At 68.8% G+C, this 19,909-nt stretch carries 17 protein-coding genes (1 of these 17 only partly in view); 10 read left to right on the forward strand and 7 right to left on the reverse strand.

The genetic code is table 11. From position 1 onward, the window contains the following. Nucleotides 1–617, reverse strand: partial view of a tyrosine--tRNA ligase gene (gene tyrS / locus BKE09_RS09395; protein WP_075675561.1) — the 5' portion only. Its footprint begins 595 nt before the window's first position; the window shows 617 of its 1,212 coding nt (coding positions 1–617); it begins with the start codon at nucleotides 615–617; its stop codon lies off the left edge, out of view. A 167-nt stretch (nucleotides 618–784) separates the two neighbouring features. Between tyrS and BKE09_RS09400 the strand changes: the two genes are divergently transcribed. Continuing rightward, entirely contained in the window at nucleotides 785–2,257 is a 1,473-nt protein-coding gene (locus BKE09_RS09400) for a peptidoglycan DD-metalloendopeptidase family protein (RefSeq protein WP_075675562.1), read from the forward strand. A 65-nt stretch (nucleotides 2,258–2,322) separates the two neighbouring features. Beyond that, the gene (locus BKE09_RS09405) at nucleotides 2,323–3,450 is read left to right on the forward strand and encodes an anhydro-N-acetylmuramic acid kinase (RefSeq protein WP_083663111.1); all 1,128 of its coding nucleotides are present in this window, start codon (nucleotides 2,323–2,325) and stop codon (nucleotides 3,448–3,450) included. Between the two features lie 117 nt (nucleotides 3,451–3,567). Here the strand turns inward: BKE09_RS09405 and BKE09_RS09410 are convergent, their stop codons facing one another. The 3 genes from BKE09_RS09410 to BKE09_RS09420 form a co-directional block, all read right to left on the reverse strand. Beyond that, a complete protein-coding gene (locus BKE09_RS09410; protein WP_005420465.1) occupies nucleotides 3,568–3,798 on the reverse strand; it encodes a hypothetical protein in 231 nt (76 codons plus the stop codon). Between the two features lie 78 nt (nucleotides 3,799–3,876). Further along, on the reverse strand, nucleotides 3,877–5,181 hold the full coding sequence (locus tag BKE09_RS09415) for an MFS transporter (RefSeq protein ID WP_014035708.1): 1,305 nt from the start codon (nucleotides 5,179–5,181) through the stop codon (nucleotides 3,877–3,879). Then, on the reverse strand, nucleotides 5,178–5,978 hold the full coding sequence (locus BKE09_RS09420; protein WP_014035707.1) for an exodeoxyribonuclease III: 801 nt from the start codon (nucleotides 5,976–5,978) through the stop codon (nucleotides 5,178–5,180). Before BKE09_RS09420 ends, BKE09_RS09415 begins: the two co-directional genes overlap by 4 nt. A gap of 162 nt (nucleotides 5,979–6,140) precedes the next feature. On the opposite strand from BKE09_RS09420, the gene pyrE reads away from it, so the two are divergent. The 8 genes from pyrE to BKE09_RS09460 all read left to right on the forward strand — a co-directional run bounded on the left by pyrE (nucleotide 6,141) and on the right by BKE09_RS09460 (nucleotide 15,594). Beyond that, complete coding sequence (pyrE, locus tag BKE09_RS09425) at nucleotides 6,141–6,800, forward strand: orotate phosphoribosyltransferase (RefSeq protein WP_010486876.1); 660 nt, start codon at nucleotides 6,141–6,143, stop codon at nucleotides 6,798–6,800. Between the two features lie 18 nt (nucleotides 6,801–6,818). Beyond that, complete coding sequence (locus tag BKE09_RS09430; protein WP_014035706.1) at nucleotides 6,819–7,484, forward strand: hypothetical protein; 666 nt, start codon at nucleotides 6,819–6,821, stop codon at nucleotides 7,482–7,484. A 174-nt stretch (nucleotides 7,485–7,658) separates the two neighbouring features. Then, a complete protein-coding gene (locus tag BKE09_RS09435; protein ID WP_005407770.1) occupies nucleotides 7,659–7,751 on the forward strand; it encodes a potassium-transporting ATPase subunit F in 93 nt (30 codons plus the stop codon). 12 nt (nucleotides 7,752–7,763) lie between these two features. Further along, nucleotides 7,764–9,473: a potassium-transporting ATPase subunit KdpA gene (kdpA, locus tag BKE09_RS09440; RefSeq protein WP_075675564.1), complete on the forward strand. Its 1,710-nt coding sequence runs from the start codon at nucleotides 7,764–7,766 to the stop codon at nucleotides 9,471–9,473. Nucleotides 9,474–9,483: 10 nt separating this feature from the next. Beyond that, on the forward strand, nucleotides 9,484–11,541 hold the full coding sequence (kdpB, locus tag BKE09_RS09445; RefSeq protein ID WP_075675565.1) for a potassium-transporting ATPase subunit KdpB: 2,058 nt from the start codon (nucleotides 9,484–9,486) through the stop codon (nucleotides 11,539–11,541). Beyond that, nucleotides 11,538–12,188, forward strand: a complete 651-nt coding sequence (kdpC, locus tag BKE09_RS09450) for a potassium-transporting ATPase subunit KdpC (RefSeq protein ID WP_075675566.1) — start codon at nucleotides 11,538–11,540, stop codon at nucleotides 12,186–12,188. Before kdpB ends, kdpC begins: the two co-directional genes overlap by 4 nt. 51 nt (nucleotides 12,189–12,239) lie before the next feature. After that, nucleotides 12,240–14,900: a sensor histidine kinase KdpD gene (locus BKE09_RS09455; protein WP_075675567.1), complete on the forward strand. Its 2,661-nt coding sequence runs from the start codon at nucleotides 12,240–12,242 to the stop codon at nucleotides 14,898–14,900. Then, complete coding sequence (locus BKE09_RS09460) at nucleotides 14,881–15,594, forward strand: response regulator transcription factor (RefSeq protein WP_075675568.1); 714 nt, start codon at nucleotides 14,881–14,883, stop codon at nucleotides 15,592–15,594. The genes BKE09_RS09455 and BKE09_RS09460 overlap by 20 nt, the downstream gene beginning before the upstream one ends. A gap of 95 nt (nucleotides 15,595–15,689) precedes the next feature. Here the strand turns inward: BKE09_RS09460 and BKE09_RS09465 are convergent, their stop codons facing one another. The 3 genes from BKE09_RS09465 to coaBC are packed head-to-tail and all read right to left on the reverse strand — an operon-like array spanning nucleotide 15,690 to nucleotide 19,810. Next, nucleotides 15,690–18,038: a phosphomannomutase/phosphoglucomutase gene (locus BKE09_RS09465; RefSeq protein ID WP_075675569.1), complete on the reverse strand. Its 2,349-nt coding sequence runs from the start codon at nucleotides 18,036–18,038 to the stop codon at nucleotides 15,690–15,692. 12 nt (nucleotides 18,039–18,050) lie between these two features. Then, nucleotides 18,051–18,524, reverse strand: coding sequence for a dUTP diphosphatase (gene dut / locus BKE09_RS09470; protein WP_014035700.1), 474 nt, complete (start codon nucleotides 18,522–18,524; stop codon nucleotides 18,051–18,053). Then, the gene (gene coaBC / locus BKE09_RS09475) at nucleotides 18,521–19,810 is read right to left on the reverse strand and encodes a bifunctional phosphopantothenoylcysteine decarboxylase/phosphopantothenate--cysteine ligase CoaBC (protein WP_014645667.1); all 1,290 of its coding nucleotides are present in this window, start codon (nucleotides 19,808–19,810) and stop codon (nucleotides 18,521–18,523) included. The genes dut and coaBC overlap by 4 nt, the downstream gene beginning before the upstream one ends. Nucleotides 19,811–19,909: the final 99 nt, after the last annotated feature.

The following is a 19,909-nucleotide window of genomic DNA, read 5'->3' on the forward strand; positions in this document are numbered from 1 at the left end:
CCGTGGTGCTCCTGCAGGCCACGGCCCATCAGCAGGTTGAACTTCTGGTCGGTACCGCCAAGCTCGACGTCGGCCTCCAGGGCCACCGAGTCGTAGCCCTGCACAAGCGGGTACAGGAACTCGTGGATGGCGATGGACTGCTGGGCGGCATAGCGCTTGGCGAAGTCGTCGCGCTCGAGCATGCGCGCCACGGTGTGCTGGCCAGCCAGGCGGATCATGTCGGCCGCGCCCATCTTGCCGAACCACTCCGAGTTGAAGCGGACTTCGGTACGGCTGCGGTCCAGCACCTTGAACACCTGTTCCTCATAGGTACGGGCGTTGGCCAGCACGTCGTCGCGGCTGAGCGGCTTGCGGGTCAGGCTCTTGCCGGAGGGGTCGCCGATCATGCCGGTGAAGTCGCCGATCAGGAAAATGACCTGGTGACCGAGGTCCTGGAACTGGCGCATCTTGTTCAGCAGCACCGTATGGCCCAGGTGCAGATCGGGCGCGGTGGGGTCGAAGCCGGCCTTGATCCGCAACGGGCGGCCTTCCTGCAGGCGCGCACGCAGATCCTCGAGCTTGAGGATCTCGTCGGCACCACGGCCGATCAGGGCAAGGGCTTCTTCAATCGAGGACACGTGACTACTCCCGGCAACGCCGATTCTTGTGTGGGGTGTTAAAGCAAAGTTAACCCGATTGGCTTCACAAAAGCCAATGGGCACAAGGGTTTGACGCGGTTTTCTCAGGTGTCTATGGTAACCGGCGATCAGGCCCGCGCTCCCGGGCCGCCAGGAAAAAACCGCCGATGCACAATTCCGAACAAGGGCGCGCACGCAAGCAGCGCTTCCAGGAACGCCTCCACGTCCTGCACGACAACGCCCTGCATCGGAAGCTCAGGCAACACCTTCCCGCCGCCTTCAATGAGCGCTGGACGCGCCGCCATTGGATGCACGCCAGCCTGTTCGCGACCATCGGCGCCCTGGTGGCGACGATCGTCCCCGGCTTCTCGCACACCATCGATGCGCCCTACGCCGACAGCCACACCAGCCTGGCGCTGCCGTTGCCGCCGCTGACCATGGCCCGCCAGCAGCAGGTGCCTGGCGACAGCTGGCAGGTGCTGCGCGTGCAGCGTGGCCAGACCCTGAGCGACCTGTTCGACAAGGCCGGCATTCCGGCCACCACCCTGCACCGGGTACTGGACCATCCCGGTGCGCGCGAAGCACTGACCAAGCTGCGCCCCGGTGCCGAGATCGCCTTCGACATGCCGCTGTCCGGCGACCTGCGCAGCATCCGCTTCGACCGGGATGCCGACAACCGGGTGGAACTGAGCCTGGCCGGCGACGACATCAAGGAAAAGGTGACCAAGCGCGAGACCTCCACGCGCACCGTGGTCACCAGCGGCGAGATCACCAGTTCGCTGTATGCCGCGGCCCGACGGGCCGGGCTGTCGCCGTCGGCGATCGCGACGATGACCGACGACATCTTCAAGTACGACATCGACTTCTCCAAGGACCTGCAGCCGGGCGACCGCTTCAGCGTGGTGATGGATGAAACCTGGCGCGAAGGCGAGAAGGTGGACACCAGCAAGATCCTGGCGGCGACCTTCACCACCGGCGGCAAGACCTACTCCGGCTTCCGCTTCGATCGCAACGGCAAGTCCGAGTACTACGACATCAACGGCCGCTCGCTGAAGAAGAGCTTCATCCGCATGCCGATCCCGTTCGCGCGGCTGAGCTCGACCTTCGGCGCGCGCAAGCACCCGGTGCTGGGCAAGATGCGCATGCACAAGGGCGTGGACTACGCCGCGCGCACCGGTACCCCGATCATGGCCGCCGGCGACGCCCGCGTGCAGTTCGCCGGCGTGCAGAACGGCTACGGCAATGTGGTGATCCTCGACCATGGCCGCGGCCACACCACCCTGTACGGCCACATGTCGCGTTTTGCGAACATCAGGACCGGCCAGCGCGTGGCCCAGGGCACGGTGATCGGCTATGTCGGCTCGACCGGCCTGGCGACCGGCCCGCACCTGCACTACGAATTCCGCGTCAACGGCGAGCACCGCAACCCGCTGACCGTGACCATGCCGCCGCCGGAACCGCTGAAGGGTGCCGAGCTGGTCGCCTTCCGCGCGCAGACCGCGCCGGCCATGGCGCGCATCCAGGGCATGGAGAAGCTGATCTACGCCGATGCCAGCCCGGCACCGACCAGCCGCGACGAGGCCGCCCCCGAGGTGGCCAGCGCCAAGGACAAGCAGGCGACCGGCCGCAAGCGCGGCTGAGCCCCTGCGTTGACGAGGAAGGACACGGCAGCCCAAGCTTGCCGCGTCCTTTTTTTATGCCTGCCATGAACACGACTGCCGACGCTGACGCCCCCCTGTACCTTGGCCTGATGTCGGGCACCAGCGCCGACGGCATCGACGCCGCGCTGGTGCAGTTCCCCGCCGGCGGTGGCTGCCGCTTCGTGCACGGCCTGACCGCCCGCTGGGAGCCGGTGCTGCGCGCGCGGCTGGTGGCGCTGGGCGAAGGTGGCCCGCTGGAGTCGCTGGAGGAACTGGGCGAGCTGGACGCGCGGATCGCGATCAACTTTGCCGGGGCCGCCAACCAGCTGCTGGCCGAGGCCGGCGTGGATCGCAGCCAGGTGCGCGCGATCGGCTCGCATGGCCAGACCGTGCGCCACCGCCCGCTGGCCGAGCCGGCGTTCACCGTGCAGCTGGGCGACGGCAACCGCATTGCCGAACTGACCGGGATCACCACGGTGTCCGACTTCCGCCGCCGCGACGTGGCGGCCGGGGGCCACGGTGCGCCGCTGATGCCAGCCTTCCACCTGGGCATGCTGGGCACCGCCGATGAAGACCGCGCGGTGCTCAACCTGGGCGGCATCGCCAACCTGACCCTGATCCCGCGCGAAGGCGCGGTGCGTGGCTTCGATACCGGCCCGGCCAATGCGCTGATGGATGCCTGGTGCCAGCGCCACACCGGCCGCACCTTCGATGCCGATGGCGCGTATGCCGCCAGTGGCGCGGTGGACGAGGGGCTGTTGGCGGGCTGGCGTTCGGACCCGTGGTTCGCGTTGCCGCCGCCGAAGAGCACCGGGCGCGAGCAGTTCCACCTGGCCTGGGCCGAGGCACACATGGGGGAAGGCGAGTACGCCGCTGCCGATGTGCAGGCCACCCTGCTGGAGCTGACCGTGGCGACTGTGGCCGATGCGCTGCTGGCGCAGCAGCCGCAGACCCGGCGCCTGCTGGTCTGTGGCGGCGGGGTACGCAACCGGCAGCTGATGAAGCGGCTGGCGGCGCGGCTGCCGGAGGTGCAGGTGGAGTCCAGCGCGGTGCATGGGCTGGACCCGGAGTACGTGGAGGCGATGGGCTTCGCCTGGCTGGCGCAGCGGACGATGGACGGGCTGGCGGGCAACCTGCCGAGCGTGACCGGGGCGGCGGGCCCGCGGATCCTGGGTGCGATCCACCTGGCGTGAGCAGAGGCAGTCGAGCATGGCTCGACTCTACAAAAGCACGTGGTAGCGCCGAGCCACGCTCGGCGTCGCGCGGGCCGGCCGAAGAGCAGTCGAGCATGGCTCGACGCTACAAGGGTGCTAATCGAAGCCCTGCCCTGCGGGCAGGGCCTGCAGGGCGGCGATGGCGTCGGAGAGCGCGTCCACTTCGGGATCACCGAAGCCGGAGCGGACCTCCAGTTCACTGCTGAACAGGCCCTGCTCCAGCAAGGCGGCGCAGGTCTGTTCGTGGGTCCAGCCGCGGGCGACCGCGACACGTCGGATACGTTCCAGCAGCAGCGGGTCCAGGTCCCGCAGCACAACGTCGGCCATGCTCACTTCCCCGTTCGCAAGGCACCGCCCCCTCGGCGCGTCGGGGGCGATGATCCCGCAGTCCGGGCGGGCAGGCAATCAGGCGACCGGCGGCGGCCCGCGGTCGGCGATCCGCGGCCACAGCCAGGCCAGCAGCAGCAGGGTCGGCACCACGGTGACCGAGCTGAGGATGAAGAACGTGCTGTAGGACGTGGCTTCGACGATGTAACCGGAGACACCGCCGACGAACTTGCCCGGCAGGTTGGCCAGCGACACCAGCAGCGCGTACTGGGTGGCGGTGAAGTTGCGGTCGGTCAGCGACGACATGAAGGCGACCAGCACGGTGCCGGCAAAGCCCTGGAACAGGTTGTCGGCGCTGAGCGCGGCATAGAACGCCCACAGCTTGCCCGGGTTGTGCGCCATCAGCAGGAAGGCCAGGTTGGACAGCGCCACGCCCAGTGCGGCCACCAGCAGCATGCGGCGGAAGCCGAATGCGGCCACCGCGATGCCGCCCAGGAACGCACCACCGATCCCCATCCACACGCCGAACAGCTTGGAGACGGTGGCGATGTCGGCCTTGTCGAACCCCGAATCGAGATAGAACGGCCCGGCCATCACACCGATCACCTGATCGGGGAACTTGAACAGGCCGACGAAGGCCAGCAGCACCAGTGCCAGCGCCACGCCATTGCGGCTGAAGAAGCTGGAGATGGGTTGGATGAAGGCTTCGGCGATATCAATGCGGCGCTGCACGGCGGTGGCCGGGCGCTCCGGCTCGGCGCACAGCAGGGTGGTGACGATCGGCAGCAGCATCAGCGCGGCCATCGCCAGGTAGGCGACGATCCAGCCTTCGAACTGCGCCAGGTAGAGCGCGCCGGCACCGGCCAGGATCAGGCCGATCCGGTAGCCCAGCGTATAGGTGGCCGCCAGCGCCGCCTGGGCGGCCTGCGGTGCGATCTCGATGCGATAGGCATCGACGGCGGAGTCCTGGGTGGCGCCGGCGAACGACGCCACCAGCACCCACATCACCAGCGGCCAGACACCCTGTTCGGGCCGCACGAAGGCCAGCGCAACCAGGCCGACCAGCACCAGCGCCTGTGACACCAGCAGCCACGAACGGCGGCGACCGAGCCCGCCCAGCAGCGGGAAGGCATAGCGGTCCAGCAGTGGTGCCCACAGGAACTTGAGCAGGTAGAAGAAGCTGGCCAGGCTGATCAGGCCGATGCTGCCCAGGTCCAGGCCGACGTCGCGCAGGCGCGTGGACAGCGTCTGCGAAGCGATCAGCAGGAACGGCAGGCCGCTGCCGAAGCCAAGCATGGCCATGGTCAGCGCCGACGGGGTACCGAAGGCGCGCTTGATTCCTGCCCAGCCCTTGTAGCTGACCGGCGTGGCGGCCTCGGTCACAGGTCGTAGTCCACGATGAACGGGGCGTGGTCGGAGAAGCGCTCGTCGCGATAGATCGAGCAGCTGCGCAGTCGGTCACGCAGGCCCGGGGTGATGAACTGGTAGTCGATGCGCCAACCGACATTGTTGGCACGGGCCGCGCCACGGTTGCTCCACCAGGTGTAGTCCTCGCCGGTGGGGTTGAGCAGGCGGTAAGCGTCAGCCCAGCCACGGCCGGCGGCGACATCGGTGGCCTGGCCGTGGTCGGCGCACAGGGCGTTGAGCCAGTCGCGCTCTTCCGGCAGGCAGCCGGAGTTCTTCTGGTTGGACTTCCAGTTCTTGATGTCCAGCGCCGAACGCACGATGTTCCAGTCGCCGCACAGCACGTAGTCGCGGCCGCTGCGCGCCCATTCCTCGAGGATCGGCCGCAGCCATTCCATCACTTCGAACTTGAAGCCCTGGCGCAGGTCGCCCGAGCTGCCCGACGGGATATAGAAGGAGACCACGCTGAGATTGCCGTAGCGCGCCTCGATGTAGCGGCCTTCGTCGTCGAACGGGGCCCAGCCCAGCGAGGTGATCACCTGGTCCGGCTCGCGCTTGCTGTAGATTGCCACGCCGCTGTAACCCTTCTTGGTGATGGCGTCGCGGTAGAAGCAGTGGTGGCCGTCCGGACGGAACATCGGGTCGGTCAGCTGATCTTCCTGGGCCTTGGTTTCCTGGATGCACAGGACGTCGGCGTCCTGGGCCCGGAACCAGTCGAGGAAGCCCTTGGTCGCGGCGGAACGGATGCCATTGGCGTTGAAACTGATGATGCGCATGCGGGGGACCTGCGGCGGGAAACCGGGCAAGCATACCGGTTGCCCGCAGGGCTGCGCAGTCCGCCAGGCCGGGCCCGGACGGCTTTCACATGGCGCTGGACGAGCGCGAAACGCCCAGCTGGATTAGGATTTGTGCTCCAAATGAAGATGAATCGAGTTTTGATGAGCGACCACCGCCACCGTTTCCTGCAGCTGGCCCTGACCGCCGACGCCCTGCGCTTCGGCCAGTTCACCCTCAAGTCCGGCCGGCTGAGCCCCTATTTCTTCAACGCCGGTCGTTTCGACTCCGGTTCGCTGCTGTCGCAGCTCGGCGCCTGCTACGCCGATGCCATCGATGCCACCGGGATCAAGTACGACGTGGTGTTCGGCCCGGCCTACAAGGGCATTCCGCTGGCCACCGCGATGGCCTGCGAGCTGGCCCAGCGCGGCCGCGACCTGCCGCTGTCGTTCAACCGCAAGGAAGCCAAGGACCATGGCGAAGGCGGCCAGCTGATCGGCGCCGACATGAATGGCAAGCGCGTGCTGATCGTCGATGACGTGATCACCGCCGGTACCGCGATCCGCGAAGCGCTGGGCATCATCCGCGCTGCCGGTGGCACCCCGGCCGGCATCGTGGTGGCACTGGACCGCCAGGAGATCGCCTCGGAAACCGACCGCCGCTCTGCGGCACAGTCGGTGGCCGAAGAGGCCGGCATTCCGGTGATCGCCGTGGCATCGCTGGCCGATCTGCTTGATTTCGCCTCCGGCAACCCGGAACTTGTCGGTTACCGGCAGCCGCTGGAAGCCTACCGGGCCCAGTACGGCGTCCGTTCGATCCGCTGACCGACCAGGGGAAAGGTCATGTCCCGAGTGCCTGCTGTTCTCTTTGCCGGCCTGCTGCTGGCCGTGCCGTTCACCGTGCCGGCGCAGTCGCGCGACGGCGGCAAGGTGGAAAAGAAGCTGTACTGCTGGAACGAGGGCAAGGAGCGGATCTGCAGTGATTCGCTGCCGGCCGATGCGGTCAATCACGCCCGCGAGGAGTTCAACGCGAAGAGCGGCCTGCGCAATGCGCAGGTCCAGCGCGCGTTGACCGACGAGGAGCGCGCCGCAGCCAGCACCGTGGCGCAGCAGCAGCAGCTGGACCTGATGGCCGAGCAGACCCGCCAGCGTACCGAGCAGGCGATGCTGTCCACCTATGGCAGCGAGGACGACCTGCGCCGGGTGTTCGCCGAACGCCAGGAAGTGCTGGACAACAACCTGAAGACCGCCGAGTACAACGTCACCAGCCTGCGCGAATCGCTGGTGGCGCTGCTGTCGGCGGCCGGTGACCGGGAGCTGGCCGGTGGCAAGGTGGCCGACAAGCAGGCCGAGGCGATCCGCCAGCGGCACGTGCAGCTGCAGGCGCAACAGCGCCTGCAGGCCGGGTTCCTGCAGCAGCAGCAGGCGCTGAAGGCCGAGATCGACAGCACCCTGCAGCGCTATCGCGAGCTGAAGGGCGTGGCGCAGGCGGCGGTCCCGGCGGGCTGATCACGTTCCCGCCGCCGGGCATGGCCCGGCGCTACCCGGGGCCTGGTTACGGGTTGGCCCACGGAATTTATGCACTCTTTACGCGTCGGCCCGGTCCGGCGCGTAGTGCGTTTATGGGGGGCAGGACGACGATGGCGGCCTGAGGTGGAGGGGTTCCACCAGGACGCTATTGCAATGTCCCCCTGGCTGTCGTTGTTGTGTGGCGTGCTGGTGCTGGTCGCCGCCGCCTATCTTCTTTATGTCGTGCTGCGGCCCGAGTCGTTCTGAGCGGAGCCGGCCATGACTGAGATGCTTGTGATTCTTGCCGCCAGCCTGCTGCTGGCGTGGCCGCTGGGCCTTTACCTGGCCCGCGTGATGCGTGGCACGCCGATGAAGGTCGACGTGCTGTTCCACTGGATCGAGAAGCCGCTGTACAGGGTGTTCGGCGTCGATCCGTCGCGCTCGATGTCCTGGCGCGGCTACGTGCTGGCCTTCGTACTGAGCAACGTGGTGGTCGCGGTACTGACCCAGGCGGTGTTCATGACCCAGGCCTGGTTGCCGCTGAACCCGGACCAGATCCCGAACATGCGCTGGGACACCGCGCTGCACACGATGATCTCGTTCCTGACCAACACCAACCAGCAGCACTATTCGGGCCAGGCACAGCTGTCCTACCTCTCGCAGATGACCGGCATCACCGGCCTGCAGGTGGTGACGCCGATGATGGGCCTGGCGCTGGCGGTGGCGACGCTGCGCGCGTTGTTCTCGCGTGCGCCGCAGGCCGCGGCGGCCACCGGTAGCGGCGATGACCGCCAGGTGGCGGTGGGCAACTACTACGTGGACGTGGTGCGCCTGTGCGTGCGCTTCCTGCTGCCGCTGTGCCTGGTATGGACCCTGCTGCTGACCAGCCAGGGCGTGCCGTCGACGATGGCCGGTGGCCCTCAGGCCACGCCGATCGACGCCAGCGCCGGCATGGCCGAACAGAAGCTGCCGCTGGGCCCGGTGGCGGCGATGGTCGCGGCCAAGCAGCTGGGTGCCAACGGTGGCGGCTGGTACGGCCCGAACAGCAGCTTCCCGCTGGAGAACCCGACCCCGCTTTCGAACGCGCTGGAAATCGTTGGCATCCTGCTGGTGCCGATGGCGGTGATCTTCATGATCGGCGCGTTCACCGGCCGGCGTCGCTTCGGCGCCCTGGTGTTCAGCTGCATGCTGGGCATGTCGCTGCTGTCCACCGGCGCGATGATGTGGAGCGAAGGACATAGCGCCAGCGCCGCCACCCCGCTGCTGATGGAAGGCAAGGAAGTGCGCTTCGGCGCCGACGGCACGGCGCTGTGGGCGGCGGTGACCACCCAGGTCTCCAACGGTTCGGTGAACGGCATGCACGATTCGCTGGCGCCGCTGAGCGGTGGCATCGCGATGGTCAACATGCTGGTCAGCGCGATCTGGGGCGGCATCGGCTGTGGCCTGCAGCAGTTCATCGTGTACCTGCTGCTAGGTGTGTTCCTGGCCGGGTTGATGACCGGGCGCACGCCGGAACTGTTCGGCCGCAAGCTGGAGACGCCACAGGTGCGCCTGCTGGCCCTGCTGGTGCTGCTGCAGCCGATCACCCTGCTGGTGTTCACCGCGATCACCCTGGCCGTACCCGGCCTGGCAGGGACCTCCAACCCCGGCTTCCATGGCATCAGCCAGGTGTTCTACGAGTACGTCTCGGCCTACGCCAACAACGGTTCGGGCTTCGAAGGGCTGGGCGACGCCACGCTGTGGTGGAACCTGAGCTGCTCGCTGGTACTGCTGCTGGGCCGCTTCCCGCTGTTGATCATTCCGCTGGTGGTGGCCGCACAGCTGGCTGCCAAGCGCCAGGCCCCGGAGTCTGCCGGCAGCCTGCAGATCGAAACCCCGACCTTCGCCCTGACCCTGGTCTCGGTGATCGTCATCCTGACCGTGCTGCAGTTCATGCCGGCGCTGGTACTCGGCCCGATCGCCGACCACCTGAGCCTGGGACTGCACTAAGGACACCCTGATGAGTACCCAAGCAAGTTCAACCCGTAGTACCCATGCAGCGCGCCCTGCCCTGCTCGATGGCGCCGGCCTGCGCCGTGCGCTGGTCGAAGCGGTGCGCAAGCTGTCGCCGATGCATCTGGTGCGCAGCCCGGTGATGGCGGTGGTGATGGCCGGCACGATCGTCGCCGCGATCGTCACCCTGACCGGCAATGCGCCGCTGGGCTTCGGCCTGGCGGTGACCGCGATCCTGCTGGTGACCGTGCTGTTCGGCAACTTCGCCGAAGCCGTGGCCGAAGCGCGTGGCCGTGGCCAGGCCGCCTCGCTGCGCCGTGCCCGCCAGGACCTGGTGGCACGCCGGCTGGCGGCGCCGCAGCCAGGCGCGGCAGAAGCCCAGGTGCCGGCCGCCGAGCTGCGCCCGGGCGACCATGTGATCATCAGTGCCGGTGAGCTGGTGCCGGCCGATGGCGAGATCGTGCAGGGCCTGGCCACCATCAACGAAGCGGCGGTGACCGGCGAATCGGCACCGGTGCTGCGCGAGGCCGGTACCGACCGTTCCGGTGTGATCGGTGGCACCAAGGTGCTGTCCGACCAGATCATCGTGCGGGTGACCGCCGAGCCGGGCCACAGCTTCCTGGACCGGATGATCGCGCTGGTGGAAGGTGCCAACCGCCAGAAGACCCCCAACGAGATCGCGCTGACCCTGCTGCTGGCGGCGATGACGCTGACCTTCCTGGTGGTGGTGGCCACGTTGCCGGCCATTGGCGCCGCGGTCGGTGTCAAGGTCGATCCGCTGCTGCTGATCGCGCTGCTGGTGTGCCTGATCCCGACCACCATCGGCGGCCTGCTGCCGGCGATTGGTATTGCCGGCATGAACCGTGCGCTGGCTGCCAACGTGCTGGCCAAGTCGGGCAAGGCGGTGGAAGTGGCCGGCGACGTCGACGTGCTGCTGCTGGACAAGACCGGCACCATCACCTACGGCGACCGCCAGGCCAGCCACTTCCATCCGCTGGCCGGCATCGACGCCAGCCAGCTGCGCGAGGCGGCACTGCTGTCCTCGCTGGCCGACCCGACCCCGGAAGGCAAGTCGATCGTGCGCCTGGCGCGCGAACAGGGCTGCGCCACCGCCGAACCGGACCATGCCGACTACCTGGCCTTCAGTGCACAGACCCGCATGTCCGGCGTGGATCTGGAACATGGGCGGCAGATCCGCAAGGGCGCCGCCGATGCGATCCGCGCCCACGTGCAGGCGTTGGGCGGCAGTGTGCCGGCTGAACTGGCCGGGCGCGTCGAGCAGGTCGCGCGCAATGGTGCCACCCCGCTGGTGGTGGCCGAGGGCCGCCATGTGCTGGGCGTGATCGAGCTGTCGGACGTGGTCAAGCACGGCATGCGCGAGAAGTTCGCGCAGCTGAGGGCGATGGGTATCCGCACGGTGATGATCACCGGCGACAACCCGCTGACCGCCGCCGCCATCGCTGCCGAGGCCGGTGTCGATGATTACATCGCCGAGGCCCGCCCCGAAGACAAGCTGGCGCGCATCCGCCAGGAGCAGGCGGGTGGCCGCCTGGTGGCGATGGTCGGCGACGGCACCAACGACGCCCCGGCGCTGGCGCAGGCCGACATCGGCCTGGCGATGAACTCCGGCACGCAGGCGGCGAAAGAGGCCGGCAACATGGTCGACCTCGATTCGGACCCGGCCAAGCTGCTGGCAGTGGTGGAAGTGGGCAAGCAGCAGCTGATCACCCGCGGCGCGCTGACCACCTTCTCGCTGGCCAACGACGTCTCCAAGTACTTCGCGATCCTGCCGGCGCTGTTCGCCGCTGCCGTTCCGACCATGGCCGCACTGAACGTGATGCAGCTGTCGAGCCCGCGCAACGCAGTGCTGGCGGCGCTGATCTTCAACGCCCTGGTGATTCCCGCCCTGATCCCGCTCGCCCTGCGTGGCGTGCGCTTCCGCCCGGCCACCGCCACCGCGCTGCTGCGCCGGAACATGCTGGTGTACGGCCTCGGCGGCGTGCTGCTGCCATTCGCGGCGATCAAGGCGATTGACCTCCTTCTTGTCCTGGTATTCGGCGCATGAACCGTTCTGTGTCCACCTCATCTTCCCTTCCGCGCGACGCCAAGGCCGAGGCCCGCGTGACCAGACTGCAGGATGGCGCCAGCTGGCGCCCGGCCATCGGCCTGGGCCTGGCCACCCTGCTGCTGGCCGGCGCGGTCTACGCCGGCATCGCCACGGGCTTTGCCGGCCTGGCCTACCCGACCCAGGCCGAAGGCAGCCTGCTGCGCGATGGCAGTGGCCAGGTGCGCGGCGCGGCATGGCTGTCGCAGCCGTTCACCGGTGACGGCTACTTCCAGGCACGTCCGTCGGCGGCCAACTACGACCCGATGGCCGCGGCCGGTTCCAACATGGCGCGCAGCAACCCGGCGCTGGCCGAACGTGTTGCCGCCAGCACGGCTGCGGTGGCCGCGCGCGAAGGTGTCGCCCCGGCGCAGGTACCGGCGGACCTGGTCACCCAGTCCGCCGGCGGCCTGGATCCGCAGCTGTCGCCGGCGGCGGCGCAGCTGCAGGTGGCACGCGTGGCACGTGCACGCGGCCTGCCGGTGGAGCGCGTGCAGGCCCTGGTGCAGGCGCATACCGAAGGGCGCCAGTGGGGCCTGTTCGGCCAGCCGCGGGTGAACGTGGTGACGCTGAACTTCGCGCTGGACCATGCGGCCAAGGCGCCGTGATGCCGGCCTGCATCGGCTGCGCGCACAATGGCGGCCATGACAGCGGCCCCCATGACTGATGCACGAACCCGCCAGGCCGACGCCCTGGTCGAAGGCCTGCAACGCGAAGCCGGCGGCAAGCTGACTGTATTCCTTGGCGCGGCGCCGGGCGTGGGCAAGACCTACACCATGCTGACCCGCGCGCAGGAACAGCTGCGCCGCGGCGTTGACCTGGTGGTCGGGCTGGTGGAAACCCATGGCCGTGCCGATACCCAGGCGCTGCTGGAGGGCCTGCCGCAGCTGCCGCTGAAGGAAGTGGCCTACCACGGCCACACCCTGCAGGAAATGGACCTGGATGCCGTGCTGGCACGGCATCCGGCGCTGGTGCTGGTGGACGAACTGGCCCATCGCAATGCGCCCGGCAGCCGCCATGAGCGGCGCTGGCAGGATGTGATGGAGCTGCTGGACGCCGGCATCGACGTCTGGACCACGGTCAACATCCAGCATCTGGAAAGCCTCAACGACGTGGTGATGCGGATCACCGGCGTGCGCGTCAGCGAGACCGTGCCGGACGGTGTGCTCGACCGCCTGCATGACATCGTGCTGGTTGATCTGCCGCCGCGCGAACTGATCGCGCGCCTGCAGCAGGGCAAGGTCTATGTGCCGGAACAGGCCGCACAGGCCCTGCAGGCGTTCTTCTCGCCGGCCAACCTGACCGCGCTGCGCGAACTGGCGATGCAGGAAGCCGCCGACCGCGTCGACAGCAGCCTGCGCGAGACCCGCGCCGCGCGTGGCGAAGGCAATCTGCCGCTGCGTCGCGGCGTGCTGGTGGCCATCGATGGGGGTGGCCAGAGCGAATACCTGGTGCGCGTGGCGCGTCGCATCGCCGAACGCCGCGACGCACCGTGGACGGTAGTAACCGTGCAGGGCCGTCGCCAGGATGACGCGACCCGACGCGAAATCGATGCGGCCTTCGCGCTGGCACGGCGCCTGGGTGGCGACGCGGAACTGCTGCACGGATCGAGCATCGCCGATGCCCTGCTCGACCATGCCGCACATAACGGCGTGTCGACCCTGGTACTGGGCCGCACCCGCGAGCGACCGCTGGCACGGATGTTCAACCGCACCCTGACCCAGCAGCTGATCCAGCGCGGCGCGCATTACGAGATCACCATCATCAGCACGCCGCAGGCACGTGCGCGCTCGCGCCGCGAGGGCCTGCTGCCGCCGGTGCGCGGCATCAGCTACGAACCGGCGCAGGCACTGATCGCTACCGCGCTGGCCTGTGCGGTGGCCTGGCTGGCCGAACGCTGGGTGGGCATGGCCGACCTGTCGATGGTGTTCATCGTCGCGGTGGTGCTGGTGGCTGCGCGCACGCGCGCCAGCGTGGCGGTGATGGCGGCGATCCTGTGTTTCCTCGCCTACAACTTCCTATTCATCGCACCCCGCTTCACCTTCGCCATCGGTGCACGCCAGGGCGTGATCACCGTGTTCCTGTTCCTGGCCGCTGCACTGGTGGCCGGGCGCCTGGCCTCGCGCCTGCGCATGCAGGTGATCGCGCTGCGTGCGGCCAACCGCCATGCGCGTGCGCGCCAGCAGCTCGGCCGTCAGCTGGCCAGTGCCGCTGGCAACGGCGAGGTGGCACAGGCGGGTCGACATGCGCTGGAACAGGCCATGGACGTGCCGGCGTGGCTGCGGATCGGCGCGGATACCGCAACCGGTGGCCGCAGCCAGCCGGGCGACACCGACCTGGCCGCCGCCGATTGGGCGCTGCGCCATGGCCAGCCCAGTGGCCGCTTCACCGATACCCTGGCCGGTGCGCAGTGGTGGTTCCTGCCACTGCTGGATGGCGAAGACCGCGCGATCGGCGTGGCCGGCCTGTACCTGCCCGGCGCACAGGCGCGCCTGCTGCCCGAACAGCGGCAGCTGGCCGAAGCAATGGTCGACGACATCGCCCAGGCCGCGCTGCGCACGCGGCTGGTGGCCGAACTGGAGCAGGCGCACGTCAGCAACGAGACCGAGCGACTGCGCTCGGCGCTGCTCTCCTCGGTGTCGCACGACCTGCGCTCGCCACTGGCGGCGATGATCGGTTCGGCCGACAGCCTGGCCAGCTACGGTGCGGCGATGGACACGGCTGATCGCCGCGCCCTGCTGGACACCATCCTGGTGGAAGGCGAACGACTGGACCGCTACATCCAGAACCTGCTGGACATGACCCGGCTCGGCCATGAAGGGCTGAAGATCAACCGTGACTGGATCGGCGTGGATGAGCTGATCGGCTCGGCCGCGCGGCGCCTGCAGCGCTACCAGCCCAAGGTGCGGCTGGAACTGGACATTCCGTCCACGCTGGCGCCGATCTGGGTACACCCGGCACTGGTCGAACAGGCCGTGTTCAACGTGATGGAGAACGCGGCCAAGTTCTCGCCGCCTGACGCCGCCGTGCAGGTACAGGCACGCGAGCTGGACGGCCAGCTGCGCATCGACGTGATCGATGCCGGCCCCGGCATTCCCGACGACGAGCGTGCGCGCATCTTCGACATGTTCTACAGCGTCGAACGCGGAGACCGTGGCCGCCACGGCACCGGCCTGGGCCTGACCATCTGCCAGGGCATGATCGGCGCACATGGCGGCAGCGTGCAGGCGCTGCCCGGACGCGACGGTCGCGGTACCCTGATCCGCATCACCCTGCCCCTGCTCAAGCCAGCCTCCCACGATGAGCCCGACCCCGATTGATGCCAGCGTACCGGCCGCACGCGTGCTGGTGATCGATGATGAAACCCAGATCCGCCGGTTCCTGGACATCAGCCTGCGCGCGCAGGGCTACCAGGTGCGGCAGGCGGCGACCGGCCAGGAAGGCCTGCAACTGGCCGCCAGCGAGGACATGGATCTGGTGATCCTGGATATCGGCCTGCCGGACATGGAAGGCCACGAGGTGCTGGAACAGCTGCGGCAGTGGAGCCAGGTGCCGGTGATCATGCTGACCGTGCGCGCCGGCGAATCCGAGAAGGTGCGCGCACTGGATACCGGTGCCAACGACTACGTGACCAAGCCGTTCGGCACGCAGGAACTGATGGCGCGCGTGCGGGCGCTGCTGCGCACACGCAGCGTGCCCAGTGATGGCACGCCACCGGTGTTCGACGATGGCCACCTGCATGTGGACCTGGTGCGTCGCGAAGTCGCTCTCGAGGGTGAACCGGTGGCGTTGACCCGCAAGGAATACGCGCTGCTGTCGCTGCTGCTGCGCAATGCCGGGCGGGTGGTGACCCAGCCGCAGATCCTGCAGGAGATCTGGGGCCCCACCCACCAGCACGACACCCACTACCTGCGCATCCTGGTCGGCAAGCTGCGGCACAAGCTGGGTGATTCAGCGCTGGATTCGCGCTACCTGTTCACCGAACCGGGCGTGGGACTGCGGTTCAAGGGGTAGTGCCGGCCGCTGGCCGGCAACCTCATGAACCCCAGATCCATCCTGTGGTTGCCGGCCAGCGGCCGGCACTACCCGATCGATCCAATCCCGATCAATCAGAACCCCAGCGGGGTGTCGCCCAGCACCGGCTGCAGCTGGCTGCGGAACAGTGCCTTGATGCGCTCCAGTGCGGCCTCGTCGTTGCCTTCGAACCGCAGCACCAGCACCGGCGTGGTGTTGGAGGCGCGTACCAGGCCCCAGCCATCGGCGAAGTCCACGCGCAGGCCATCGATGGTCGACAGGCGGCCCCCCACATACGGGTTGTCCGGCGACTGCGCCGCCGCCACCAGCATCGCCACCAGCGCATGCGGCGTCCCGTCGGCCACCGGCACCTTCAGCTCCGGCGTGGCGACCATCTCCGGCAGTTCGCCCAGCACTTCGTCCGGGGTTTCCTCGCGCTGGGCCAGGATCTCCAGCAGGCGCGCCGCGGCGTACAGGCCATCGTCGAAACCGAACCAGCGTTCCTTGAAGAAGAAGTGGCCGCTCATCTCTCCGGCCAGCTCGGCATCGGTCTCGCGCATCTTCGCCTTCATCAGCGAATGCCCGGTCTTCCACATCAGCGGGCTGCCACCGTTGCGCAGCACGTGGTCGGACAGCTTGCCGGTGCACTTCACGTCGTAGATCACCATCGCGCCCGGATTGCGCATCAGCACATCGGCAGCGAACAGCATCAGCAGGCGGTCGGCATAGATGATCCTGCCTTCGCCGGTGACCACGCCCAGCCGGTCGCCGTCGCCATCGAAGGCCACGCCGAGGTCGGCGCCGAAGCGCTTGACCGTCTGCACCAGGTCTTCCAGGTTGGCCGGCTCGCTCGGGTCGGGATGATGGTTGGGGAAGGTGCCGTCGACGTCGCAGTACAGCGGAATGACGTCGGCGCCGATCGCCTCCAGCAGCTGCGGTGCCAGTGCGCCGGCCACGCCATTGCCGGCATCGGCCACGACCTTCAGCGGACGGTCCAGCTGCACGTCATCGGCGATGCGCTGGATGTAGTCGGCGCTGACATCGCGCTGCTGGTAGTCACCCGGCTCGGCGGCCTGCACCAGGCGGCCCTCGACGATGCGCTGGTAGAGATCGGTGATGGCATCGCCGGACAGCGTCTCGCCGCCAATGACCACCTTGAAGCCGTTGTATTCCGGCGGATTGTGGCTGCCGGTGACCGCCACGCAGGTACCGGTACGCAGGTGGAAGGCGGCGTAGTACACCAGTGGGGTCGGCGCCAGGCCGATGTCGATCACCGCGCAGCCGGCACGGCGCAGGCCTTCAGCCAGCCCGGCCGTCAGCTCGGGCCCGGACAGGCGGCCATCGCGCCCGATCACGACCTCGCGCAGCCCCTGCTCCAACGCCACGGTGCCGATGGCCTGGCCGATCAGCGCCGCGGTCTTCGGTGTCAGTTCGCTGCCCACCACGCCGCGGATGTCGTAGGCGCGGAAGATACCGGCAGCCAGTTCTTCTGCCGGCACCGGGGGCGGTGGCGGCGGCGTGGCATCGCCACTGCTGGCTACGGCGGCCACCGGTGGCGGCGCCTGCTGCAGGCTCTCGCTCAGGGTCGGGCCATGGTCGGCCTCGGACGCGGCGGCGCGGCGCGGCAACGGCAGCGACTTCGGCAGGCGGCCGCGACCGACCACCAGCAACACGGCAATGAACGCCAGCAGCAACGCAACAATGGCGCTGGCCAGTGCGCCCAGGCCGAGCGGACCGGCTTCGACATTCGGCACCGACGCGACCAGCCGCAGCGGCGTGCCTGCAACCGGGCGCGCCAGGGCTTCCGCACTTTCGGCCAGGCCCGCGTCGCCCTGGGTGACCAGATCGAACCCACCCTGGCGCAGGCCAAGGAAGCCGGCGGACGGCGCACGCACCTGGTCCAGCGGCGAGGTCAGCCGCAGCAGCGGCTGGCGGACATAGATGACGGCCGGCCCCAGGCTGCCAAGCTGCACCGGCGCGGCCAGGCCCAGGCGGTTGCCGCCGCCGTCGCGGACCACGCGCAGGCTTGGCCGGGCCTCGGCCAGCGCGGCTTCCAGCAGCGCCAGGCGGGAATACCCGAAGGTGGCCGGATCGGCATAGGCGTTGGCCAGATCGGCCGCCAGCACCTCGACCTGCTCGACCCCGGTCCAGCTCTCGCGCACGGCCAGCGCCGCCGCAGCGGCATCGCCGGCCTGCAGCGCCTGCTGCACGCGATCGTTCTTCAACTGCTGCTGCAGCTGCTGCAGCTGGCCTGCAGCGGCCTGCTGCAGGCCCTGCACGGCCTGGTCACGCGCCTCTTCCAGCGCCTGCCCGTTGGCCTCCTGCCGCCATTGCTGCACCGCGCTCCATCCGAACCAGCCGGCCAGCAGGATCAGCAGCACCCCCAGTAGTGGTGCACTGCGACCCAACGACCGTCCCCGCTGTCCTTCCCCGATGCCGCTCATCGATGTCCCCTGTCAACGCACCCCGGTATGGCCGAATCCACCCGCGCCCCGCACGCTGTCGGTGAAAGTATCCACCACCTGCAGGCTCACGCGGGCGATCGGAACCACCACCAGCTGGGCGATACGATCGCCCGGCTCGATGGTGAAGGCTTCGCGGCCACGGTTCCAGACGCTGATCAGCAGCGGCCCCTGGTAGTCGGCATCGATCAGGCCGGTGCCGTTGCCCAGCACGATGCCATGCCGATGGCCCAGCCCGGAGCGCGGCAGGATCACTGCGCACAGGTTCGGGTCGGCAATGTGGATGGCCAGGCCGCTGGGCACCAGCGCGGTGTCGCCCGGCTGCAGGGTCAGCGCGGTATCCAGCGCCGCGCGCAGGTCCATGCCAGCGCTGGCCTCGGTGGCGTACGCCGGCAGCGGCCAGCTGTCGCCGAAGCGCGGATCGAGCAGCTTGACCTGCAGCGGGTGGGAAGTGGATGCCTGGGTCATGCCTGGAGTCTCCGCGCGATCAGCGCCAGCAGTTGTTCGGCCAGCTCGCGCTTGGAGGTGGCCGGGAATACCTGTTCACCGTCCTGCCAGAAGGCAGTGGCGGCATTGTTGTCGCTCTCGAAACCGCCGCCACTGATGCCGACCTGGTTGGCGATCACCAGGTCCAGGCGCTTGTCGACCAGCTTGCCGCGTGCGTACTTCTCCACGTCGTGGGTCTCGGCGGCGAAGCCGACCACCAGCTTCAGCGACTGCGTCTGTGCGGCGACTTCGGCAAGGATGTCCGGGGTACGCACCAGCTCGATCACCAGCGACTGGCTGTCGGCGGTCTTCTTCAGCTTCTGCGCGGCGACCTGGCGCGGCGTGTAGTCGGACACCGCTGCGGCACCGATATAGATGTCGGCAGGCAGCGATTTCAGCACGGCATCGCGCATCTGCGCGGCCGAGCGCACGTCGATGCGCTGCACGCCCGGCGGCGTCGGCAGCTGTACCGGGCCGCTGACCAGCACCACCTGCGCACCCAGCGCGGCGGCGGCGGCGGCCAGGGCGAAGCCCATCTTGCCGCTGCTGCGGTTGCCGACGTAGCGCACCGGATCGATGTCTTCGTAGGTCGGGCCGGCACTGATCAGCAGGCGCAGCCCCTGCAGGGCACGGGTTTCCGGCGCGGCAACCGTCGCAGCGGCGCCGCCATTGGCGGCCAGCGCGGCCACGATGTCGCCGGGCTCGGCCAGACGACCCGGACCCGACTCGCCTTCGGCCAGCGGGCCGTCGACCGGGCCGATCACCTGCGCGCCACGCTGGCGCAGCAGGGCGATGTTGGCCTGGGTGGCCGGATGCAGCCACATGCGGTGGTTCATCGCCGGGCAGATCGTCAGCGGTGCGGTGCTGGCCAGGCACAGCGTGCTGACCAGGTCATCGGCATGGCCCTGGGCCAGCCGGGCCAGCAGATCGGCCGTTCCCGGCGCGACCACGATGCGGTCGGCCCAGCGGGCCAGCTCGATGTGGCCCATGGCCTGTTCGGCGGCGCTGTCCCACAGCGTGGTGCGGGTCGGCTGCCCGGACAGGGCCTGGAAGCTGAGGGGGGTGACGAACTGCTGGGCGCCGGCGGTCATCGCCACCTGCACCTGGGCGCCCGCGTCGCGCAGGCGTCGCACCAGTTCCAGGGCCTTGTAGGCCGCGATCCCGCCTCCGACGCACAACAGCAGTTTCTGGCCTTCCAGCGCGCGGCCGGGCGCGGGGGAAGCGTTGGGGGAGTCAGCCACCTGGAATTCCTGTGCAAACGAGGGCATTAGCTTACCCGATGGTCGGTAATGTCCCGGTGCACAGCGCACATAGCGGGCGGCTATCAGCAGATGGGACTTGCACCACAGCGCTTCCGGGGTTCAAGC

It is taken from the genome of Stenotrophomonas sp. TD3 (genome assembly GCF_001939825.1).
GTDB lineage: Bacteria > Pseudomonadota > Gammaproteobacteria > Xanthomonadales > Xanthomonadaceae > Stenotrophomonas.